14 protein-coding genes are annotated in these 22,556 nt (G+C 69.4%); 11 read left to right on the top strand and 3 right to left on the bottom strand.

What is annotated here, in order from left to right; genetic code table 11:
* Positions 1-2 precede the first annotated feature (2 nt).
* On the top strand, positions 3-1,118 hold the full coding sequence (locus ASC92_RS14830; protein ID WP_056516782.1) for a zinc ribbon domain-containing protein: 1,116 nt from the start codon (positions 3-5) through the stop codon (positions 1,116-1,118).
* A 91-nt stretch (positions 1,119-1,209) separates the two neighbouring features.
* Complete coding sequence (locus ASC92_RS14825) at positions 1,210-1,587, top strand: DUF3597 domain-containing protein (RefSeq protein ID WP_056516779.1); 378 nt, start codon at positions 1,210-1,212, stop codon at positions 1,585-1,587.
* 132 nt (positions 1,588-1,719) lie between these two features.
* Here ASC92_RS14825 and ASC92_RS14820 read toward each other — a convergent pair whose 3' ends face one another.
* Positions 1,720-2,496: an SDR family NAD(P)-dependent oxidoreductase gene (locus ASC92_RS14820; RefSeq protein WP_056516776.1), complete on the bottom strand. Its 777-nt coding sequence runs from the start codon at positions 2,494-2,496 to the stop codon at positions 1,720-1,722.
* Positions 2,497-2,632: 136 nt separating this feature from the next.
* Here ASC92_RS14820 and ASC92_RS14815 point away from each other — a divergent pair, with 136 nt between their 5' ends.
* Positions 2,633-2,998 carry a hypothetical protein gene (locus tag ASC92_RS14815; RefSeq protein WP_082519597.1) on the top strand — a complete coding sequence of 122 codons (366 nt, stop codon included), beginning with the start codon at positions 2,633-2,635 and terminating at the stop codon, positions 2,996-2,998.
* 9 nt (positions 2,999-3,007) lie between these two features.
* Here ASC92_RS14815 and tgt read toward each other — a convergent pair whose 3' ends face one another.
* Positions 3,008-4,180 (bottom strand): tRNA guanosine(34) transglycosylase Tgt, encoded by a 1,173-nt coding sequence (gene tgt, locus ASC92_RS14810; protein ID WP_056516769.1) that lies wholly within the window; start codon positions 4,178-4,180, stop codon positions 3,008-3,010.
* A 5-nt stretch (positions 4,181-4,185) separates the two neighbouring features.
* The gene (queA, locus tag ASC92_RS14805) at positions 4,186-5,229 is read right to left on the bottom strand and encodes a tRNA preQ1(34) S-adenosylmethionine ribosyltransferase-isomerase QueA (protein ID WP_056516766.1); all 1,044 of its coding nucleotides are present in this window, start codon (positions 5,227-5,229) and stop codon (positions 4,186-4,188) included.
* A gap of 81 nt (positions 5,230-5,310) precedes the next feature.
* On the opposite strand from queA, the gene recG reads away from it, so the two are divergent.
* From recG to ASC92_RS14765, 8 genes are all read left to right on the top strand, one after another.
* Complete coding sequence (gene recG, locus ASC92_RS14800) at positions 5,311-7,428, top strand: ATP-dependent DNA helicase RecG (protein WP_056516759.1); 2,118 nt, start codon at positions 5,311-5,313, stop codon at positions 7,426-7,428.
* 21 nt (positions 7,429-7,449) lie between these two features.
* Entirely contained in the window at positions 7,450-8,355 is a 906-nt protein-coding gene (locus ASC92_RS14795; protein WP_056516756.1) for a LysR family transcriptional regulator, read from the top strand.
* A gap of 91 nt (positions 8,356-8,446) precedes the next feature.
* Entirely contained in the window at positions 8,447-9,262 is an 816-nt protein-coding gene (locus ASC92_RS14790) for a putative hydro-lyase (RefSeq protein ID WP_056516754.1), read from the top strand.
* Between the two features lie 40 nt (positions 9,263-9,302).
* Positions 9,303-10,595 (top strand): MFS transporter, encoded by a 1,293-nt coding sequence (locus tag ASC92_RS14785; RefSeq protein WP_056516752.1) that lies wholly within the window; start codon positions 9,303-9,305, stop codon positions 10,593-10,595.
* A 99-nt stretch (positions 10,596-10,694) separates the two neighbouring features.
* A complete protein-coding gene (locus ASC92_RS14780; protein ID WP_056516750.1) occupies positions 10,695-11,459 on the top strand; it encodes a LamB/YcsF family protein in 765 nt (254 codons plus the stop codon).
* Positions 11,460-11,461: 2 nt separating this feature from the next.
* Positions 11,462-13,039: a 5-oxoprolinase subunit PxpB gene (gene pxpB / locus ASC92_RS14775; protein WP_056517822.1), complete on the top strand. Its 1,578-nt coding sequence runs from the start codon at positions 11,462-11,464 to the stop codon at positions 13,037-13,039.
* A gap of 10 nt (positions 13,040-13,049) precedes the next feature.
* Entirely contained in the window at positions 13,050-14,780 is a 1,731-nt protein-coding gene (locus ASC92_RS14770) for an acetyl/propionyl/methylcrotonyl-CoA carboxylase subunit alpha (RefSeq protein WP_056516748.1), read from the top strand.
* 279 nt (positions 14,781-15,059) lie between these two features.
* Positions 15,060-22,550, top strand: a complete 7,491-nt coding sequence (locus tag ASC92_RS14765; protein WP_056517820.1) for a non-ribosomal peptide synthetase — start codon at positions 15,060-15,062, stop codon at positions 22,548-22,550.
* The last annotated feature ends 6 nt before the right edge of the window (positions 22,551-22,556 follow it).

Here is a 22,556-nt window from a genome sequence, read left to right as displayed (position 1 = left end):
ACATGAGCAAATCCTTGCGCCTTTCCGAAAAATGGTTCCGCCGCGGCCTCTGGCTGGTGGCACTGGTGTTCGCGAGCTTCCTCATCGGGCTCGGCAGCACCGTCGTGAGCGACCTGCCGCAGGTCGAGCGCGTGCGCGGGATCGATGACTTCATCGACATGCCCGCGGCCGAGCCGCTGCGCGCCACCATCAAGGCCTCGGAAACCGCGGAGCAGCAGGCCGCGCGCGACCTCGAGCAGATCCGGCTGCAGCTCAATGCCGCGCAGCAGGCCAGCGCCAATGCGCGCGAGACCTTCGGCAACTGGATCTCCACGCGGCGCGCCACCGCGCAGCCCGATCAGGACACCGAGCTCATTGCGCGCACCAAGGCGCTCGACGCCTTCAAGCAGAAGGAAGACGAACTGCAGCGCAAGGTCAACGCGCAGCAGAAGATCGCGCTCGACGCACGCCAGGCCGAGCAGCGCGCCTCCGCAGCGCTGTCGGTGCTGGAGCGCGACGCGCAGATCAAGCTCGACGCCGAGTACCGCCGCATCGAACTGCGCGTATTCGCCTACCGGCTGGCGCTCACGCTGCCGCTGCTGGTCGTGGCCGGCTGGCTCTTCGTGAAGAAGCGCAAGAGCACCTGGTGGCCGTTCGTGTGGGGCTTCATCTTCTTTGCGCTCTTTGCCTTCTTCGTCGAGCTGGTGCCCTACCTGCCGAGCTACGGCGGCTACGTGCGCTATGTGGTGGGCATCCTGCTCACCGTGCTGGTGGGTCGCTACGCGATCATCGCGCTCAACCGCTACCTGGCGCGCCAGAAACTTGCCGAGCAGCAGCCCGATCAGGTGCGCCGCGAGGAGCTGAGCTACGACGTCGCCCTGGCGCGCCTGGGCAAGAGCGTATGCCCCGGCTGCGAACGGCCGGTCGACCTGAAGAACAACGAGATCGACTTCTGTCCGCACTGCGGCATCGGCCTGTTCGACCACTGCGGCCACTGCAGCACACGCAAGAGCGCGTTCTCCAAGTTCTGCCATGCCTGCGGCACCTCGGCGGGCGCGCAGGCGCAGTCGTCGCACACACCTGTGACCGGCACTGCGCAATCGGTCACGCCGGGTGCCCCGGTTCTGCCGGCCACGTAGCGGAACCGCAGCACGGGCGTGCTACAACCCGAGGCTGCGGCACGCAACGCCGTGCCGCGGGTTTTCCCATTCACATTGACGGAGTACACCCATGAGCATTTTCGGCAAGATTTTTTCCAAGATTTTTCCGTCGGCCAACGCCGCTGAAGTCGTCGCCGCACCGCCGGCGGCTGCACCGGGCGCGCCGGCCGCTGCCGCACCGCCGCCTGCGATCCCGCTGGGCGACGTGCCCGCCGTCCTGGACGCGATGCCTGGTGCCGCCGGCTTGAACTGGCGCACCTCGATCGTCGACCTGCTCAAGTTGCTGGGCCTGGACAGCAGCCTCGCCGCGCGCAAGGAACTGGCCAGCGAAATTCTCTACAGCAATGGCGAGCCGGGTTCGGCCGAATGGAACATCGGCCTGCACAAGCAGGTGATGACCCGCATCGCCGCCAATGGCGGCACGCTGCCAGCCGAACTGCGCGACTAAGAAGATCGGGACCCGGGAATTTTCTTTTTCCAGAAACACCGCGGACCGGCTTCGCCGGGCCGCAGGTGTTGCCCCCGGTAGGGGGAAGGCGCACGCGACACGAAGTGCGCGTAGCCTGGGGGCGAGCCTATTTCAGGTCCAGCCCGCGTCCACCACGTAGTCCTGCGCGGTGCACATGCGCGAATCGTCGGCCGCCAGGAAGAGCGCCATCGCCGCGATGTCCTCGGCCATCACGCGGCCCGGCAGGCACTGGGCCGCATCGATCTCCGCGCCCGATTCAGGCTTCACCCACAGCTTGATCTGCCGCTCGGTCATCACCCAGCCCGGCACGATCGAATTCACGCGGATGTTCTGCTTGCCCAGGTCGCGCGCCAGCGAACGCGTGAGGCCGCGTGCGGCCGCCTTGCAGGCCTGGTACACCGGGTAGCCCTTGCCCTTGATCATCCAGCTGATCGAGCCGAAGTTGACGATCGAGCCGCCGCCCAGCGCGCGCATGTCGTCCGCCACTGCCTGCGCGGCAAAGAACTGGTGCTTGAAGTTGACGGCCACGAGGCGGTCGAAGTCTTCGCTGGTCACGTCGGCCATCTCGTGGCGGCGGTCGTTGGCTGCGTTGTTCAGCAGCACGGCGATCGGGCCGAAGCGTTGGCGCACCGCGTCGATGGTGGCGCTGAGCGCGGCCGTGTCGGTCACGTCGCAGGCCTGGAACAGCGCCGGGTGCTCGCCCTGCAGCTGCGCCGCGAGCGCGTTGCCGGCGGCGGTGTCGAGGTCGCAGAAGCCGACCTTCGCGCCCTGCGCGTGGAAGGCCCGCACCAGCGATTCGCCGATGCCACTGGCGCCGCCGGAAATGAACACGGTGCGCCCGGCCAGCGACGGATAGCGGGCGGTGTAGGGGGAAGATGCGTTGGTCATGGAATGCGGCAACAGCAGTGGAAACGGAAGGCAAGCGTAGCGGATGAGCGGGCCCCCGGCGAGCCCGGGGTTGCCGGTCGGCGTATGGCTTCCGGCGAATGGGCAGCGCCGGCCGGCGTGGCTACGCTCCTGCCCCATGACGAACACCTTTCCCCGCCGCGCCGTCCTGGCGCTCGCGCTTCTTCCCGCTGCCCTGGCGGTGCGTTCCGTGCGCGCACAGGCGCCGGCGCCCGTGCAGCTCTTCAAGGTGGTCTCGTCGCGCGACGAGGTGATCGTGGGCGCCGACGCGGCGATGCTCGGCGCGGGTTCCGGCCCCGCCGTGGAGCGACTGGCCGCGCAGCTGGCCGCCAAGGGCCAGCTCACGCTGTGGCAGTACGCTTCGCACAAGGACTCGGGCGGCGCGCTGGTGCAGGCGCCGCTCAGGCAGATCGTGGTTTTCAAGAACGAGGCGCTGCGTATCGAACCCTACGCCACGCCGTTGCCCATCCAGGCCCCGAAGTAAGAAGAAGCCTCAGACGCCTCGCGCCCGCTCCGACTTGAAGCGCGCGCGGAACTCGGTGAACGAGCCCGCGTCGAGCGACGCGCGAATCTCGGTCATCAGATTCAGGTAGTAATGCAGGTTGTGGATGGTCGTGAGCATCGGCCCGAGCATTTCGCCGCAACGGTCGAGGTGATGCAGGTAGGCGCGGCTGAAGCCCTCGCGTCCGCCGTCGTTCCACGAAACGCCCGAGGTGCCGGCGCACGCATGGCAGGTGCAGCTGGGGTCGATCGGCTGCGGATCGCTCTTGTGACGCGCGTTACGCATCTTCAGGTCGCCGAAGCGCGTGAACAGCGTGCCGTTGCGCGCGTTGCGCGTGGGCATCACGCAGTCGAACATGTCAACGCCGTCGGCCACGCCCTGCACGAGGTCTTCGGGCGTGCCCACGCCCATCAGGTAGCGCGGCTTGTTCGCGGGCAGCCGGTGCGGCGTGTGGCCCATGATGTGCAGCATCTCTTCCTTGGGCTCGCCCACGCTCACGCCGCCGATGGCGTAACCCGGGAAGTCCATGTCGACCAGCGCTGCGAGCGACTCTTCGCGCAGGTTCTCGAACATGCCGCCCTGCACGATGCCGAACAGCGCATTCGGGTTCTCAAGCCGCGCGAATTCGCTCTGGCAGCGCTTCGCCCAGCGCAGGCTCAGCTCCATCGAGATGCGCGCCTCGGCCTCGGTCGTGATGTGGCCCTTGGTGTCGTAAGGCGTGCACTCGTCGAACTGCATCACGATGTCGCTGTTCAGGATGGTCTGGATCTGCATCGAGACCTCGGGCGTGAGGAACAGCTTGTCGCCGTTGACGGGCGAGGCGAACTTCACGCCTTCCTCGCTGATCTTGCGCATCGCGCCCAGCGACCACACCTGGAAGCCGCCCGAGTCGGTGAGGATGGGCTTGTCCCATTTCTCGAACTGGTGCAGCCCGCCGAAGTTCGCCATCACGTCCAGGCCCGGGCGCATCCACAGGTGGAAGGTGTTGCCCAGGATGATCTGCGCGCCCATCTCCTCGAGGCTGCGCGGCATCACGCCCTTGACGGTGCCGTAGGTGCCCACGGGCATGAAGATCGGCGTCTGCACCTTGCCGTGGTTGAGCGTGAGCGTGGCGCGGCGCGCGTGGCTGTCGGGGTCGGTCTTGAGGAGTTCGAAGTTCAGCATGTCGTTCAGTCCGTTTGTCGCGCGAGCAGCATGGCGTCGCCATAGCTGAAGAAGCGGTAGCCGTTGGCGATGGCATGGGCATACAGCGCCATCACGCGCTCGTAGCCCGCGAAGGCCGAGACCAGCATCATCAGCGTGCTCTTGGGCAGGTGGAAGTTGGTCACCAACACATCGACGTGTTCGAACACGAAGCCCGGCGTGATGAAGATGCGCGTGTCGCCCGTGGCCTCGCCGCTCTTGGCCCACGATTCGAGCGTGCGCACCGTGGTCGTGCCAACCGCAACGACACGGCCGCCGCGTGCCTTGCATTCGGAAATCGCGCGCTGCGTGGCCTCGGGCACCTCATAGCGCTCGGCATGCATGGTGTGCTCGGCGATGTTCTCTGTCTTCACCGGCTGGAAGGTGCCGGCGCCCACGTGCAGAGTGACGTTGGCGCGCTGCACGCCGCGCGCTTCGAGCTCGGCCAGCAGGCCTTCGTCGAAATGCAGTGCGGCCGTGGGTGCGGCCACCGCACCGGGCACGCGTGCGAACACGGTCTGGTAGCGGCTCTCGTCGTCGGCCGAATCGGTGTGTGTGATGTAGGGCGGCAGCGGCACGTGGCCGCAGCGGGCCATCAGCGCATACGGGTCTTCGCCCGCATCGCTCTCGAAGCCGAAGCGGAACAGTGCACCGTCTTCGTCGGGCCAGCGACCCAGCAGGGTGGCGCGAAAGCCGCCGACCATCTCGAGCGTGGTGCCCACGGGCGGCTTCTTGCTGACCTTCATGTGGGCGACCACCTCGTGGCCCTGCAGCACGCGCTCGACCAGCAGTTCGAGCTTGCCGCCGGTCGGCTTCTCGCCGAACAGGCGCGCCTTGACCACGCGCGTGTCGTTGAAGACGAGCAGGTCGCCCGTGCGCAGCAGCGAAGGCAGGTGTTTGAAGATGCGGTCGACTGGCGCGGCCCCCGTGCCGTCGAGCAGGCGGGAGGCGGTGCGTTCGGTGGCCGGGTGTTGCGCCACCAGCTCGGGTGGCAAGGCGAAATCGAAATCGGAAAGCGTGAAGGCGCGCATGGTGCTTGAGGGCCGGACGGGCCCGTGCCAAGGAGGCGTGGGAAAGAAAAAAACTCGGCGGGAGCCGGGCAGAATTGTCCCATGCCCGCAAAGCCCCAGCCCGAACCGTCCGAAAAGACCGCAGCCGCTCCCGCTGCGCCGGGTTCGGGCCTGAGCCAGGTGCAGCGCGCCCTGCGCAAGCTCGGCCTCGTGCGCGACATCGACTTCGCGCTCTACCTGCCGATGCGCTACGAGGACGAGACGCGCATCGTGCGGCTCGCCGACACGCGCGACGGCGACATGGCGCAGGTCGAAGGCGTGGTCACCGAATGCGAGGTGGTGTACCGACCGCGCCGCCAGCTGCTGGCGACCATCGACGACGGCAGCGACACCTGCCAGCTGCGCTTCTTCAACTTCTACCCCTCGCAGCAGAAGCAGTTGGCGGTCGGCGCGCGAGTGCGTGTGCGCGGCGAGATGCGCGGCGGCTTCGTGGGGCGGCAGATGATGCATCCGACCGTGAAGGCGGCCGGCACCGCTTTGCCGAATGCGCTCACGCCGGTCTACTCGACCGTGGCCGGGCTCGCGCAACCAGTGCTGCGGCGCGAGGTGCGCTCGGGCCTGGCGCGCGCGGTGCTCGACGAGACGATCCCGGTGCAGATCGGCCTGCGCGGCGCGTGGGACCTGCGTGCCGCGCTGAGCTTCCTGCACTACCCGACGCCCGACGTGGCGATGGCCACGCTCGAAGACCACAGCCATCCGGCCTGGCAGCGCATCAAAGCCGAGGAACTGCTCGCGCAGCAGCTGTCGCAATTGCAGGCCCGGCTGGAGCGCGCGGCGCAGCGTGCGCCGATGTTGCCGGCGCCGGCCGAGCCGGTCGCCACTTCGCTGCACGCGCAGTTGCTCGCGGTGCTGCCCTTCGGCCTGACCGGCGCGCAGCGGCGTGTCGGCGAAGAGATCACGCGCGATCTGGGCCGCGAGATTCCGATGCACCGGCTGCTGCAGGGCGACGTGGGATCGGGCAAGACCGTGGTGGCCGCGCTCGCGGCTGCGCGCTGTATCGATGCGGGCTTTCAATGCGCGCTGATGGCGCCCACCGAGATCCTCGCGGCCCAGCATTTCGGCAAGCTGGTCGGCTGGCTCGATCCGCTGCTCGCTGCGCGTGGCCTGCGCGTGGCCTGGCTCACGGGCAGCCAGAAGAAGAAGGAGCGCGATGAGATGTCGGCGGCGGTGGAGAGCGGCCAGGCCGCTCTGGTCATCGGAACGCACGCGGTCATTTCCGAGAAGGTGCGCTTCAAGAATCTCGCGCTGGCCATCATCGACGAGCAGCACCGCTTCGGCGTGGCCCAGCGCCTTGCGTTGCGCGGCAAGGCCGTCGGACACCTGGAGCCGCATCTGCTGATGATGAGCGCTACCCCCATCCCGCGCACGCTGGCGATGAGCTACTACGCTGACCTCGACGTCTCCACGCTCGACGAGCTGCCGCCGGGCCGCACGCCCATCGTCACCAAGCTGGTGGCCGACCATCGGCGCGACGAAGTCATCGACCGCATCCATGCGCAGATCGCCCAGGGCCGACAGGTGTACTGGGTCTGCCCGCTGATCGAAGAGAGCGAGGCGGTCGACTTGCGCAACGCGACCGAAACACGCGACGAGCTGGCCGGCACGCTCGGCGAACCGATCCAGGTCGGCCTGTTGCATTCGCGCATGCCCACGGCCGAGAAGCAGGCGGTGATGGCCGCGTTCACCGCCAACGAGATCCAGGTGCTGGTGAGCACGACCGTGATCGAGGTGGGCGTCGACGTGCCCAACGCCTCGCTGATGGTGATCGAGCATGCCGAGCGCTTCGGCCTCTCGCAGCTGCACCAACTGCGCGGCCGCGTGGGGCGCGGCGCGGCGGCCTCGGCCTGCGTGCTGCTCTATGCGCCGGGCGACAGCGGCCGTGTCGGCGAAGCGGCGCGCGCGCGGCTCAAGGCGATGGCCGAGACCGGCGACGGCTTCGAGATTGCGCGGCGCGACCTCGAGATTCGTGGGCCCGGCGAATTTCTGGGCGCACGCCAGTCGGGCGCCCCGTTGCTGCGCTTCGCCGACCTGACGACCGATACGCTGCTGCTCGACTGGGCGCGCGAACTGGCCCCGGTGATGCTGCAGAAGCATCCCGAACTGGCCCAGCGCCACATCGACCGCTGGCTCGGCACCAAGGCCGAGTACCTGAAAGCCTGACCCGCCGGGACCGCAAAGCAAATGAACCTTCGATTCGTGGAAGCCTTCCACTGGGCGGTGGCGCTCAAGAGCATCACGCGCGCCTCCGAGAAGCTGCACCTGACCCAGTCGGCCCTGTCCAGCCGCATCGCCGCGCTCGAGCGCGAACTCGGTGTGCTGCTGCTCGACCGGCGCGACAAGCAGTTTCGCCTGACCGTGGCGGGGCAGCGCTTCCATGCCTTCGCGCAGAAGCTGCTCGAGATGCAGATGCACATCAAGGCCGAGATGGGCTCGGGCGCGGCGCGCGAGACGGTGCTGCGCGTCGGCGCCATCGAGTCGGTGGTGCACAGCTGGCTCACCGGCTGGCTCAAGCACATGCAGGCCACCCATCCGGACTTCGAACTCGAGCTCACGGTCGAAACCACGCCGGTGCTGGTCGACCAGCTGCAGCGCGGCAAGCAGGACCTGGTGTTCGCCGCGCTGCCCGCCGCCGGCGACGGCGTGCGCACGCGCGCCGTGCCGCCGATGCCCATGTGCTTCGTCGGCCACCGCGAGCTGCACCTGAAACGGCGCTACCGCCTGGCCGACCTGCTGTCGCTCGACTTGCTGACCTTCCAGCGCGGCTCGCAGCCGCACGTGGCGCTGCTCGAGCTGTTCCGCGAGGCCGGCAGTCCGCCGCCGCGCGTGCATGCGATCTCTTCGATCTCGGCGATGGCCCAGCTGGTCGAAGCGGGCTTCGGCGTCGCCACGCTGCCGCGCGCGGTGGTCGAGCCGCTGGCGCGGCGCCTGCCGCTGCGCGTGCTGCCGTGCGACCACACGCTGGAGCCGCTTCCCATCTATGCGAGCTACCGCGACGATCCGTCGTCGCCGCTGCCGGAGGCCGCGCTGGGCTCCGCCGTGGTGCACGCGTCGCACCGCTTGGGGTCATCGAAAAAATCGATGGCTTGAGCAAGAAAATTTGCGTTGGCGTTCGTGAGCGCGGATTCCCACAATCCGTCGCATCACAACACAGCGATGCATTGCGCATCGGCAACGCCCCATGTCGAGCCGCCATTCCTTCGAACAACAGCCCGGTCCGTCGAGCAGCGCGCTGGCCGTGCGCGAAGCCGCCCGCAGCGGCGCGCTGAACACGCACACCAGCGGACTCGCCAGCGCCCACGTGCAGGGCAACCTGGTGATCCTGCCGAAGTCGCATGCCGGCGACTTCCTGCGCTTCTGCCAGGCCAACCCCAAGCCCTGTCCACTGCTCGGCGTGTCCGAGGCGGGCGACCCAGCGCTGCCGGTGCTCGGCGAGGACATCGACATCCGCACCGATCTGCCGCGCTACCGCGTCTGGCGCGAAGGCGAACTGGTCGACGAGCCCACCGACGTGCGGGCGCTCTGGCGCGACGACCTGGTGAGCTTCGTGATCGGCTGTTCCTTCACCTTCGAGCATGCGCTGATGGCCGAGGGCATCGCGCTGCGCCACGTTGCGCAGGGCCGCAACGTCGCGATGTACCGCACCTCGATCGAGACCGTGCCGGCCGGCCCGTTCCACGGGCCGATGGTGGTGTCGATGCGGCCGCTGCGTGCGGCCGACGCCATCCGCGCGGTGCAGATCACCTCGCGCTTTCCGGCGGTGCACGGCGCGCCGGTGCACATCGGCGATCCGGCGCTGATCGGCATCCGCGCCATCGGCGTGCCGGACTACGGCGATGCCGTGGAGGTGATGCCCGACGAGCTCCCCGTGTTCTGGGCCTGCGGCGTGACACCCCAGGCCGTGCTGGCGGCCGCGCGGCTGCCGTTCGCGATCACCCATGCACCGGGCGCGATGCTCGTCACCGACCTGCTGCACCACCGCCTTGCGGCCTTCTAGGCTGCCCTTTTTTTCATCCGAGACCCAGGAGACAAAAACCATGAAGAGCACTCTCGATGCCGCCCCCGCGGCCGGCGATGCGCCCGCCGGCGAGAACTGGCTGCGCACGCTCAATCCCAACGAGAAGCGCACGCTCGCCGCGTCTTTCAGCGGCTACGCGGTCGACGCGTTCGACTACTACACGCTGCCGCTGGTCACGCCGATCCTGCTGTCGCTGTGGGGCATGAGCAAGACCGAGGTCGGGCTGATCGGCACCGCCACGCTCGTTGCCTCGGCCATCGGCGGCTGGGCGGCGGGCATCCTGGCCGACATCTATGGCCGCGTGCGCATCCTGCAGCTGACGATCCTGGTGTTCGCGATCTTTACCTTCGCCTGCGGCCTGTCGCGCACGCCCGAGGAACTGCTGATCGCCCGCACGCTGCAGGGCCTGGGATTCGGCGGCGAATGGGCGGTGGGCTCGGTGCTCATCGCCGAGATGATCCGGCCGGCCTACCGCGGCAAGGCCGTGGGGCTGGTGCAGAGCAGCTGGGCCATCGGCTGGGGAGCAGCGGTGCTGGTGTCGATGGCGCTGTTCTCGTTCCTGCCGCCGGAGATCTCGTGGCGCGCGATGTTCCTGCTGGGCCTGCTGCCGGCGCTGCTGATCGTCTTCATCCGCCGCTCGATCCGCGATCCGGAAATCTACGTGCAAAGCCGAGCCGCCGTGGCGCGCGGTGAACGCAGCGGCAATTTCCTCGCGATCTTCAAGCCCGGCATGCTTGGCACCACGGTGCTTGCGAGCCTGCTGTTCACCGGCATGCAGGGCGGCTACTACGCCATCGGCGTCTGGCTGCCGACCTTCCTGAAGAACGAGCGCCATCTCACCGTGCTGGGCTCGGGCGGCTACCAGTTCATGTTCATCGTCGGGGCCTTCATCGGCTACCTGTGCGGTGCCTACCTGTCGGACCGCCTCGGCCGGCGCCGCGCCTTCATCCTGTTCGCCATCGGCGCCGGTTCGCTGGTCTATGCCTACACGCTGCTGCCCATCACGGACGGCCTGATGCTGCTGCTGGGCTTTCCGCTGGGCTTCTTCATGTCGGGCATCTTCAGCGGCGCCGGAGCCTTCCTGGCCGAGCTGTTTCCCAACGAGCTGCGCGGTTCGGGGCAGGGCTTTTGCTACAACTTCGGGCGCGGCATCGGCGCCACCTTTCCGGCGCTGGTCGGCGTGCTGAGCGACCGCATGCATCTTCCGCTGGGCACCGCCATCGGTGTGTGCGCGGCGGTCGCCTACGCCATGGTGGTCGTGGTGGCCCTGTGCCTGCCCGAGACGCGCGGGCGCGATCTGCGCCAGAACTGATCCGGCGCATTCCCTCTTCGTTTGCGTGACCGCCTGCCCCCGGCAGGCCGGCCGCCTGCATTGAACCGAGAGCGCGCATCACCGCGCGCCGGGACGAACATGAACATCGACTTGAACAGCGACCTCGGCGAGAGCCTGGGCGCATGGCGCATGGGCGACGACGCCGCCATGCTTTGCCTCGTGAGCAGCGCCAACGTGGCCTGCGGCTTCCATGCGGGCGACCCGGCCGGCATCCTGCGCACGCTGCGCCAGGCAAAGGAATGCAGTGTTGCGATTGGCGCCCACGTGGCCTACCGCGACCTCGTGGGGTTCGGGCGCCGCAACATGGACGTGGACAGCGCCGACCTGCGCGCCGACGTCATCTACCAGATCGGCGCGCTGAAAGGCCTGGCCGCCGCGGCCGGCACCACGGTGCGCTACGTGAAGCCGCACGGCGCGCTCTACAACACCATCGCCCACGATGAGCGCCAGGCGCGCGACGTGATCGCCGCCATCCGCGAGATCGACTCCGGCCTGTGCCTGGTCGCGCTCGCGGGTTCGCCGCTGCTGGGCTGGGCGCGCGGCGAAGGCCTGCGTGCCGTGGCGGAGGCCTTTGCCGACCGCGCCTACACGCCGCAGGGCACGCTGGTGTCGCGCCGCGAACCCGGCGCGGTGCTGCACGACGCGGATGAAGTGGCCGAGCGCATGCTGCGGCTGGCCACCGAGGGCGTGGTCACGGCCATCGACGGCAGCACGGTGCGCGTCGAGGCCGAGTCGGTCTGCGTGCACGGCGACAGTCCGGGCGCGGTCGAGATGGCGCGCCAGGTGCGCGCGCGGCTGGAGCAGGCGGGCGTGGCCATCCGCCCGTTCGTGGACGCTGCATGACGATGCGCTTCCTGCCCGTCAACCTGAATGCGGTGCTGGTCGAGCTCGACGACCTGCCGCAAACCCTCGCGCTGCTGGCCTCGCTGCGCGCCGAGCCTGTCGCCGGGGTCGAAGAACTGGTGCCCGCCGCACGCACGCTGCTGATCACTTTCCGTCCGGCCGCGATTGCGGCTGACGAACTCGTGCGGCGGGTCGGGCAGCGCAGTCTCGACGCGCGCGAGACACGCATCGACAAGCGCATCGAGATTCCCGTGCGCTACGAGGGCGAAGACCTGGCCGAAGTGGCCGGCCTGCTCGGCATCTCGCCCGAGGAAGTCGTGCGCCGCCACACGGGCAGCGACTACACGGTCGCCTTCACCGGTTTCGCGCCGGGCTTCGCCTACCTGTCGGGCGGCCACCCGAGCCTGAACGTGCCGCGTCGCCCGGTGCCGCGCACGCGCATTCCTGCGGGCGCGGTCGGCCTTGCGGGCAGCTTCAGCGGCGTCTATCCGCAGGCCAGTCCCGGCGGCTGGCAGATCATCGGCGTCACCGATGCGCCGATGTGGGACCTGTCGCGCGAGACGCCCGCGCTGCTGCAGCCGGGCGACACGGTGCGCTTCGTGGATGCCGCGGCGCAACCGAGGGACGAGCCTGTGGCCGCGGCGCCCGCGCCTTCGCAGCCTGCCGCAGTGGAAGGCGGCTGCGCCTTGGAGATTCGCGCGGCGGGCCTCCAGGCGCTGCTGCAGGACGGCGGCCGCCCTGGCCAGGCCCGGCAGGGCGTGTCCGCTTCCGGTGCGATGGACCAGCGTGCATTGCAGGCCGCCAACCGGCTGGTCGGCAACGCATCGGACACGGCCTGCGTGGAGATCGCCCATGGCGGCTTCCGGTTCGCCTGCCGTGGCGAAGCGGTGGTGGCCATCACGGGCGCCGACGGGCCCGTCACGCTGACCCGTGCCGACGGCGCGAAATGGCCGCTGCCGCGCTACCAACCCATCGCGCTGGTCGACGGCGACATGCTGGCGCTGGGCGAGCCGTGCGCCGGCATCCGCAGCTACCTGGCCGTGCGCGGCGGCTTCGACATCGCGCCGGTGCTCGGCAGCCTCTCGACCGACACGCTGGCCCGTATCGGCCCGGCCACCATCGCCGCGGGCGACCTGCTGCCCGTGCGCGCGGTGGCCGCGGGTGCCGTGGTCGGCGCACCTGAAACACCGCCGACAGATTTGCCCACCGTGCAGGAAGAAGTCGTGCTCGACATCGTGCCTGGCCCGCGCGCCGACTGGTTCACGGCCGATGCGCTCGCGCTTCTGTGCAGCCAGTCGTGGGCTGTCACGCCGCAGTCCAACCGAGTGGGCATCCGCCTCGCCGGCGAAGAGCCGCTGGCACGCATCAACCACGCCGAGCTGCCCAGCGAGGGCACGGCGCGCGGCGCGATCCAGGTGCCGCCCAGCGGCCAGCCCGTGCTGTTCATGGCCGACCATCCGCTGACCGGCGGCTATCCCGTGATCGCCTCCGTCGCCACCCATCACCTGGACCGCGCGGGGCAGATCCCCATCAACGCCCGCGTCCGCTTCAACCCGATGGCCGCGCCCATCGTCTCGTGAAAGCTCTCCGATGAAAAAACTCCTGATCGCCAACCGCGGCGAAATCGCCGTGCGCATCGCGCGCGCCTGTGCCGACCACGGCGTGCAGTCGGTCGCGGTGTACGCCGATGCCGACCTGAATGCGCTGCACGTGCGCATGGCCGACGAGGCCTACGGCCTGAGCGGCGACCGCCCGGCCGACACCTACCTGAACATCGCCAAGCTGCTTGCGGTGGCCGCGCGCAGCGGCGCCGACGCGGTGCACCCGGGCTACGGCTTTCTCTCCGAGAGCGCGGCGTTCGCGCAGGCCGTCATCGACGCCGGCCTCACCTGGATCGGCCCGTCGCCGGCCGCCATCGCGATGCTGGGCGACAAGGTGCAGGCCCGCAAGCTTGCGATGAAGGTCGGCGCGCCGCTGGTCGCGGGCACGGCCGATCCGGTGGGCAACGCGGGCGAGGTGCTCGCGTTCGCGGAAAAGCACGGCCTGCCGGTCGCGATCAAGGCCGCGTTCGGCGGCGGCGGCCGCGGCATCAAGGTGGCGTGGCGGCTCGACGAGGTGGAAGGCCTCTACGAATCGGCGGTGCGCGAGGCGGTGACGGCCTTCGGCCGCGGCGAGTGCTATGTCGAGCAGTTCCTCGACCGGCCGCGCCACGTCGAGGCGCAGGTGCTGGCCGACACGCACGGCAACGTGGTGGTGCTCGGCACGCGCGACTGCTCGCTGCAGCGGCGCAACCAGAAGCTGGTGGAAGAGGCACCCGCGCCTTTCCTCAGCGACGCGCAGCGCGAACGCATCCACCAGTCGGCGCGCGACATCTGCGCGGAGGCCGGCTACACGGGCGCCGGCACGGTCGAGTTCATGCTGAGCGCGAGCGGTGCGATCTCTTTCCTCGAAGTGAACACGCGGCTGCAGGTCGAGCATCCGGTGACCGAGGAAACCACGGGCATCGACCTTGTGATCGAGCAGTTGCGCATTGCCGAGGGGCTGCCCTTGTCGATCACGCAGACGCCCGCGCCGCGCGGCCATGCCTTCGAGTTCCGCATCAATGCCGAAGACGTGGGGCGTGGCTTCCTGCCGTCGCCGGGGCCGGTCAAGGTCTTCGACGCGCCCTCGGGCCCGGGCGTGCGCGTGGATGCCGGCGTCGATGCCGGCTCGCAGGTGCCGGGCACCTTCGATTCGCTGATGGCCAAGCTGATCGTTACCGGAGCCACGCGCGAGCAGGCCATCGCGCGGGCGCGGCGCGCGCTGAAGGAGTTCCGCATCGAGGGCCTGCCCACGGTGCTGCCGTTCCACCGCGCCGTGATGGCGCACCCCGACTTCGTGTCGGGCGATGCCTTCAAGGTGCACACGCGATGGATCGAGACCGACTTCGCGAACGGCGAGGCTGCGGCGATGCGGCCCGACCCGATGCCCGACACGGCGCTGCTGCGCACGACGATCGAAGTGGATGGGCGCCGGTTGTCGCTGGGCCTGCCGGCCGTGCTGTTGAGTGGTCTGTCGTCAGCCGTTGCCGGCGGCCCGGGCATCGCCATGGCAGAACCAGCAGTGGCAGACGCCGCCGCCGTGGCTGCGCCGGTATCGGGCACGGTGCAGGGCTGGAAGGTGGCCGATGGCGACGAGGTTGCGGCGGGCAGCGTCATCGCCGTGATGGAGGCGATGAAGATGGAAATGCAGGTGCTTGCGCACCGGGCGGGGCGCATCGCTTTCTCGGTCGCTGCGGGCGGCTACGTGGCCGCTGGCGCCGCCATTGCAACCATCGACTGACACCGCGAGCCGGCTTGGGCAGAGATGAAAACCCTACTCGCCGCTGACGCAGTTGTTGCATCGCAACATGCTTTCGTGGCGCTTTTTTCTTGCTCTACGACGAAAGGGTTCGGATTCCAGAAAGCGCGAATCGGGTGATTACTTCCCGATGAAATCTTTCGCGCTCAATGCCTCGTGCGACATGTTTTTACCCGGAAAACCGTCTCAGAAATTGTTGAAACGGCTTGTACATTGATTCGGAGTTAACGCTGCCGATTCATTCAAGACGTGGAGAAGTTCATGAGCACGGTCGATCCCCTGGGCGATGCATCTCCCCTCACTTCCGGCCAGATGGCCATGTGGCTCGGCGCGAAGTTCGCCTCGCCCGACACCAACTTCAACCTCGCCGAAGCCATCGACATCGAAGGCTGGATCGACCCCGCCGTCTTCATGGCGGCCATGCAGCAGGTGACGCAGGAAGCCGAGGTCACGCGCCTGCGCTTCATCGACACCGCGCAGGGAGCGCGCCAAGTCGTCGCGCCGGTATTCACGCACGAGATTCCTTACCTGGACTTCAGCGGCGATGAAGAACCGGCCGCTTCGGCGCAGGCCTGGATGCAGTCCGACTTCAGCCGCAACATCGACCTGGCGGAAGGGCCGCTGTGGCTGTCCGCGCTGATCCGCATCGCGCCCGAACGCCACATCTGGTACCACCGCAGCCATCACATCGTGCTGGACGGTTTCGGCGGCGGGCTGATCGCGCGCCGTTTCGCGGATATCTACAGCGCACGCATCGCCGGCACCGACGTGCCCGAGGCTTCGCGCCTCGCGCCCATTTCGCAGCTGGCCGAGGAAGAAAAGGCCTATCGCGAGTCCGGCCGCTTTCCGCGCGACCGCCAGTACTGGACGGAACGCTTCGGCGATGCGCCCGATCCGCTGAGCCTCGCCTCGCAGCGCTCGGTCAACGTCGGCGGCCTGCTGCGGCAGACCGCGTACCTGCCGGCCGCGAGCGTGCGGGCCTTGCAGGGCATCGCGCAGCAACTGGGCACCACGCTGCCGCAGATCCTGATCGCCACCACCGCGGCCTATCTGTACCGCGCCACCGGCATCGAGGACATGGTGATCGGCATTCCGGTCACGGCGCGCCACAACGACCGCATGCGGCGCGTGCCGGCGATGGTGGCGAACGCATTGCCGCTGCGGCTCGCGATGCGCCCGGACCTGCCGGTGCCGGAACTGATCCACGAGGTCGGGCGGCAGATGCGGCAGATCCTGCGGCACCAGTCCTACCGCTACGAGCATCTGCGCAGCGACCTGAACATGCTCGTGAACAACCGGCAGCTGTTCACCACGGTGGTCAACGTCGAGCCCTTCGACTACGACTTCCGTTTTGCGGGGCATGCTGCCAAGCCGCGCAACCTGTCCAACGGCACGGCCGAGGACCTGGGCATCTTCCTGTACGAGCGCGGCAACGGGCAGGACCTTCAGATCGACTTCGACGCCAACCCGGCGGTGCACACAGCGCAGGCGCTGGCCGATCACCAGCGCCGGCTGCTGGCCTTCATGGCGGCCGTGATCCATCAGCCCGACCAGGCCATCGGCCAGATCGACCTGCTGCAGGCCGGCGAGCGCGAGCAGCTGCTGGTGACGTGGAACGACACGGCCCGCGCGGTGCCCGACACGAATCTCGCCGCGCTGATCGAGGCGCAGCTCGCCGCCAACCCGCAAGGCATCGCGCTGCGCTTCGAGGGCGAGGCGATGCGCAACGACGAGCTGAACCGACGCGCCAACCGGCTCGCGCATCTGCTGCGCGTGCGTGGCGCGGGCCCGGAGCGCACCGTGGCGCTGGCCATTGCGCGTTCGATGGAGCTGATGGTGGCCTTGCTGGCCACGCTGAAGACCGGCGCCGCCTACCTGCCGGTGGACCCGGACTTTCCGCAGGACCGCATCGCCTTCATGCTCGGCGACGCACGGCCGGTGTGCCTGGTGACGACCGCGGCACTTGCGGAGTCGCTGCCGGCCGACGCCCCGAAATTGCTGCTCGATGTAGCGCAAACGTTTGCGGAACTGGGGACTTGTGCCGACACCGATCCCGGCATCGCCATCGATCCCTCGCATCCCGCCTATGTGATCTACACCTCCGGCTCCACCGGCAAGCCGAAGGGCGCGGTCGTGTCGCACCGCGCCATCGTCAACCGCCTGCGCTGGATGCAGGACCGCTACGGCCTGCAGGCCGACGACCGCGTGCTGCAGAAGACGCCGTCGAGCTTCGACGTGTCGGTGTGGGAATTCTTCTGGCCGCTGATCGACGGTGCCGCGCTGGTGCTGGCGAAGCCGGGCGGCCACAAGGACGCGGCGTATCTCGCGGCGCTGATCGCGGATGAGGCCATCACCACCATCCACTTCGTGCCGTCGATGCTGGAGGTCTTCCTGCTCGAGCCGGCCGCTTCGGCCTGCACTACGCTGCGACGCGTGATCTGCAGCGGCGAGGCCTTGTCGCCCGCGCTCCAGTCGCAGTTCCAGCAGCGCCTGTCGTGCGAACTGCACAACCTCTACGGACCGACCGAGGCTGCCGTCGACGTCACTTCATGGGAATGCCCGCGCAGGCCCGAAGATGAGCCGTCGTCGAAGAGCGTGCCCATCGGGCGGCCGATCTGGAACACGCAGATGCACGTGCTCGATAGCGGCCTGCAGCCGGTGCCGCCCGGCACCACCGGCGAGCTGTACATCGCGGGCATTGGCCTGGCGCGCGGCTACCTGAACCGCCCGCTGTTGAGCGCCGAGCGCTTCGTTGCCAACCCCTATGGCGAACCCGGCAGCCGCATGTACCGCAGCGGCGACCTCGCGCGCTGGCGCAGCGACGGCAGTCTCGATTTCCTCGGCCGCGCCGACCAGCAGGTGAAGATCCGCGGCCTGCGCATCGAGCCGGGCGAGATCGAATCGGTGCTGCTGCAGCATCCGCAGGTCGCGCAGGCGGCCGTGGTGGCGCGCGAGGACGTGCCGGGCGAGAAGCGCCTCGTGGCCTACGTCGTGGCGGCGGATGCGGCCGATCTGCAGGCAGTGGAGCTGCGCACCCACCTCGCACAGGCCCTGCCTGAGTACATGGTGCCCTCGGCCTTCGTCAGCCTGCCGGCCCTGCCGCTCGGCCCGAGCGGCAAGCTCGACCGCAAGGCGCTGCCGGCGCCCGAGCTGCAGGCGGCCACGCCCTACGCCGCGCCGCGCACGCCCACCGAAAGAATCCTGGCGGGGCTCTGGGCCGAGACCCTGCATCTGCCGCGCGTCGGCATTCACGACAACTTCTTCGAGCTCGGCGGGCACTCGCTGATGATCGTGCAGCTGGTCTCGATGATCCGGCAGCAGTTCATGATCGACCTGCCGCTGGACACGCTGTTCCAGGTCTCCACCATCGCCGGCCTCGCGGAGATGCTGGACCAGGCCTCTGGCGCGCGGCCCAGCCTCGTGCCGATGCCGCGCCCGGCGCGCATTCCGCTGTCTTTCGCGCAGCGCCGCCTGTGGCTGATGAACCAGCTCGAGAACGCGAACCCGGCCTACAACATGCCGCTGGCCCTGCGGCTGTCGGGCGTGCTCGACCGCGCCGCGCTGCAGGCGGCGCTCGACGACCTGGTGCAGCGCCATGAAAGCCTGCGCACCATCTATCCGAACGAGGACGGGCTGCCGTACCAGCACATCCTCGACGCAGCGCAGGCACGCGCCGTGCTGTTCGAAGCCGACAGCAGCGAAGAAGAGATCGCCGCCCAGCTGCACGCCGCGGCCCATTGCGGCTTCGACCTCGGCAGCACCGCTCCCCTGCGCCCCCACCTGTTCAGGCTCGCCGCCGACGAGCATGTGCTGCTGCTGCTCACGCACCACATCGTTGGCGATGGCGCGTCGCTGCTGCCGCTGGCGCGCGACCTGAGCATTGCCTACGCCGCGCGCAGCGAAGGCAAGGCGCCGGACTGGACGCCGCTGCCGCTGCAGTACGCCGACTACGCGCTGTGGCAGCAGGAACTGCTCGGCAGCGAGGACGACGCCGACAGCATGGCCGGCCGCCAGCGCGAGTTCTGGCGCGAGACCTTGCGCGATCTGCCCGAGCGGCTGAGCCTGCCCGTCGACCGCCCGCACCCGGCCGTTCCCAGCTACCACGGCGATGTGGTGCCGATGCAGATCCCGCCGCATGTGCACGAGCGCATGCTGCAGCTGGCGCGCGACGGCCAGGCCAGCGTCTTCATGGTGCTGCAGGCGGGGCTCGCGGGCCTGCTGAACCGGCTGGGCGCGGGAGACGACATCGTCATCGGCACGCCGGTCGCCGGCCGCAGCGACCACGCGCTGGACGACCTGATCGGCTGCTTCGTCAATGCGCTGGTGCTGCGCACCGATGCCTCGGGGCAGCCGGGGCTGCGCGAGCTGATCGCGCGGGTGCGCGCCACCAACCTCGCCGCGTACGCGAACCAGGAGTTCCCGTACGACCGCATCGTGGAGCTGCTGCGCCCGCAGCGCTCGGGCGCCACCCTGCCGCTGTTCCAGGTCATGCTGGGATTCCAGCAGGGCAGCAACCGGCTGTCCTTCAGCCTGCCCGGCCTGTCGATCACGCCGCAGCCGGTAGCGGTCGACACGGCGAAGTTCGACCTGTCCTTCATCCTCGACGAGCAGCGCGGCGCCGACGGCTTGCCGGGCGGCATTGCCGGCGGCATCCAGTACAGCACCGACCTGTTCGAGCGCAGCACCGTCGAAGCCATCGCGCAGCGGCTGGTGCGCCTGCTGGAGCAGGCCTGCGATGCGCCCGACACAGCGCTGGGCAGCCTGGACATCCTGAGCGCCGAAGAACACCGGCGCCTGCTGTCCGACTGGAGCGGCAGCACGCGAGACATCGCGCCGCTTTCGCTGGCCGCCATGGTGGCGTCGCACGCGGCCGAGCGTCCGCATGCGGCGGCGGTGATGCTCGACGACGCGACGATCAGCTATGCCGTGCTCGATGCACGGGCCAACCGGCTCGCGCACCTGCTGCGCGGGCGGGGCATCGGTGCCGGCGCCATCGTCGCGACGGTGCTGCCGCGCTCGCTCGACCTCGTCGTGGCGCACCTGGCCATCGTCAAGGTCGGCGCGGCCTACCTGCCCATCGACCCGAACCACATGACCGGGCGCAGCGCCTTCGTGTTCGAGGAGGCGGCACCCGCCTGCGTGCTGACCCACGCTGCGCTGCTGCCGGAACTCGCCGGCATTCCGTATGGCCTGGCGCTCGACAGCGACGGGACGGTCGCTGCGCTGGCGATCCAGCCAGACGCCGCGCCGGTGCAGGCGCGAGCGGTCGATCCGCAGGATGCCGCGTACATCATCTACACCTCCGGCTCCACCGGGCTGCCCAAGGGCGTGGTGGTGCCGCATGCGGGCCTGGGCAGCCTCGGCGCGTCGATGGCGCAGCGCTTCGCCATCGGCCCCGACTCGCGCGTGCTGCAGTTCTCCTCCAGCGGCTTCGACGCTTCGGTGATGGACCTGCTGATGGCGTTCCACGCTGGCGCCGCGCTGGTGCTGCCGGGGGCGCAGCAGCTGCTGGGCCCGGAGCTGGCCGACCTGCTCCACAGGCAGGCCGTGAGCCATGCGCTGATTCCGCCCGCCGCGCTGGCCACCTTGCCGCACGGCGAATTCCCGCACCTGCAAACGCTGGTGGTGGGCGGCGATGCCTGCCCCGCCGCGCTGGCGGCGCGCTGGTCGCAAGGCCGCCGCATGATCAACGCGTATGGCCCGACGGAGATCACCATCTGCGCGAGCATGAGCGCGCCGATGAATGCCGAAGAGCCGCCGTCCATCGGCCGGCCGGTCTGGAACACGCGCCTGTACGTGCTCGACGACAGCCTGCAGCCGGTGCCGCCTGGTGTCGCGGGCGAGCTCTACATCGCCGGCAGCGGGCTGGCGCGCGGCTACCTGAACCGTCCGCTGCTCAGCGCCGAGCGTTTCATCGCCAACCCCTTCGGCGAACCCGGCAGCCGCATGTACCGCAGCGGCGACCTGGTGCGCTGGCGCAATGACGGCAGCCTCGATTTCCTGGGCCGTGCCGACCAGCAGGTGAAGATCCGCGGCTTCCGCATCGAGCCGGGCGAGATCGAGTCGGTGCTGCTGCGTCATCCGCAGGTGACGCAGGCGGCCGTGGTCGCCCGCGAGGACGTGGTGGGCGAGAAGCGCCTCGTGGCCTACGTGGTCGCCGCGGCCGATCCGCAGCCGGCCGAGCTGCGCGCCCACGTGGCGCAGGCCCTGCCCGACTACATGGTGCCCTCGGCCTTCGTTCACCTGCCATTCCTGCCGCTGACGCAGAGCGGCAAGCTCGACCGCAAGGCGCTGCCGGTGCCCGAGCAGCAGGCGTCCGCGCCGTATGCCGAACCCCGCACGCCCACCGAACGGCAGCTGGCCGCGCTCTGGGCCGAAACGCTGCAGCTGGAGCGCGTCGGCATCCACGACAACTTCTTCGAACTCGGCGGGCATTCGCTGATGGCCATCCAGCTCGGCATGCGCATCCGCCAGCAGGTGCGCGCGGATTTTCCGCACGCCGAGGTCTACAACCGTCCGTCGATCGCCGAACTTGCCGCATGGCTCGACAACACCGCCGGCGCGGCCGAGGCGCTCGACCTGTCGCGCGAGCTCGACCTGCCCGCGCACATCCGCAGGCAGGATGCTGCGCCGCCGCTGGATGCGAAGCGGGTGTTCCTGACCGGCGCCAGCGGCTTCGTCGGCGGCCACCTGCTGGCCGCGCTGCTGCGCGACACATCGGCCTGCGTGGTCTGCCACGTGCGCGCCGCCGACGAGGAGGCGGGCAGGCGCCGCCTGCAGCTCACGCTGGCCCAGCGCCAGCTCGGCGCGATCTGGGACGACGCGCGCATCAAGGTCGTGACCGGCGACCTCGGCCAACCGCGGCTCGGCCTCGATGACAGCGCCGTGCAACTCGTGCGCGACGGCTGCGACGCCATCTACCACTGCGCCGCGCAGGTCGACTTCCTGCATCCCTACGCGAGCCTGAAGCCCGCCAACGTCGACAGCTTGGTCACGCTGCTCGAATGGACCTCGCAGGGCCGCTCCAAGAGCCTGCACTACGTCTCGACGCTGGCGGTGATCGACCAGGACAACGGCAAGGACGGCACCGTCACCGAACAGTCGGCGCTGGCCTCGTGGCGCGGGCTCGTCGACGGCTACAGCCAGAGCAAGTGGGTGGGCGACGCGCTGGCCCGCGAGGCGCAGGCGCGCGGCATGCCGGTGGCCATCTACCGGCTGGGCGCCGTCACCGGCGACCACACGCATGCGATCTGCAACGCCGACGACCTGATCTGGCGCGTGGCGCATCTCTATGCCGACCTGGAAGCGATTCCCGACATGGACCTGCCGCTCAACCTGACGCCGGTCGACGACGTGGCGCGCGCCATCCTCGGCCTCGCGGCCCAGCAGGCTTCGTGGGGCCAGGTGTTCCACCTGATGAGCCAGGCGCCGCTGCGGGTGCGCGACATTCCGCCGGTGTTCGAGCGGCTCGGCATGCGGCTCGAACCGGTGGGGCTCGAGCCCTGGCTGGAACGCGCGCACGCTCGGCTCGCCATCGGGCAGGACCGCGACCTTGCGGCGGTGCTGGCCATCCTCGACCGCTACGACACCTCGGCCACGCCGCCGCAGGTCAGCGGCGCGGCCACGCATGCGCAGCTCGAAGCCATCGGCGCCGCAATCCGGCCGGTCGACCGCGAGCTGCTGCAGCGCTACTTCGTCGACCTCGGCATCGACACGAAGGCGCGCCGGGCCCTGGAAACCAGCACGTCCTAGGAGGAG

The sequence above is a fragment of the Variovorax sp. Root411 genome (assembly GCF_001425205.1).
Lineage (GTDB): Bacteria > Pseudomonadota > Gammaproteobacteria > Burkholderiales > Burkholderiaceae_C > Variovorax.
Note: the sequence above shows the minus strand (reverse complement) of the source record. Positions and strands in the feature narration are given on the sequence as shown.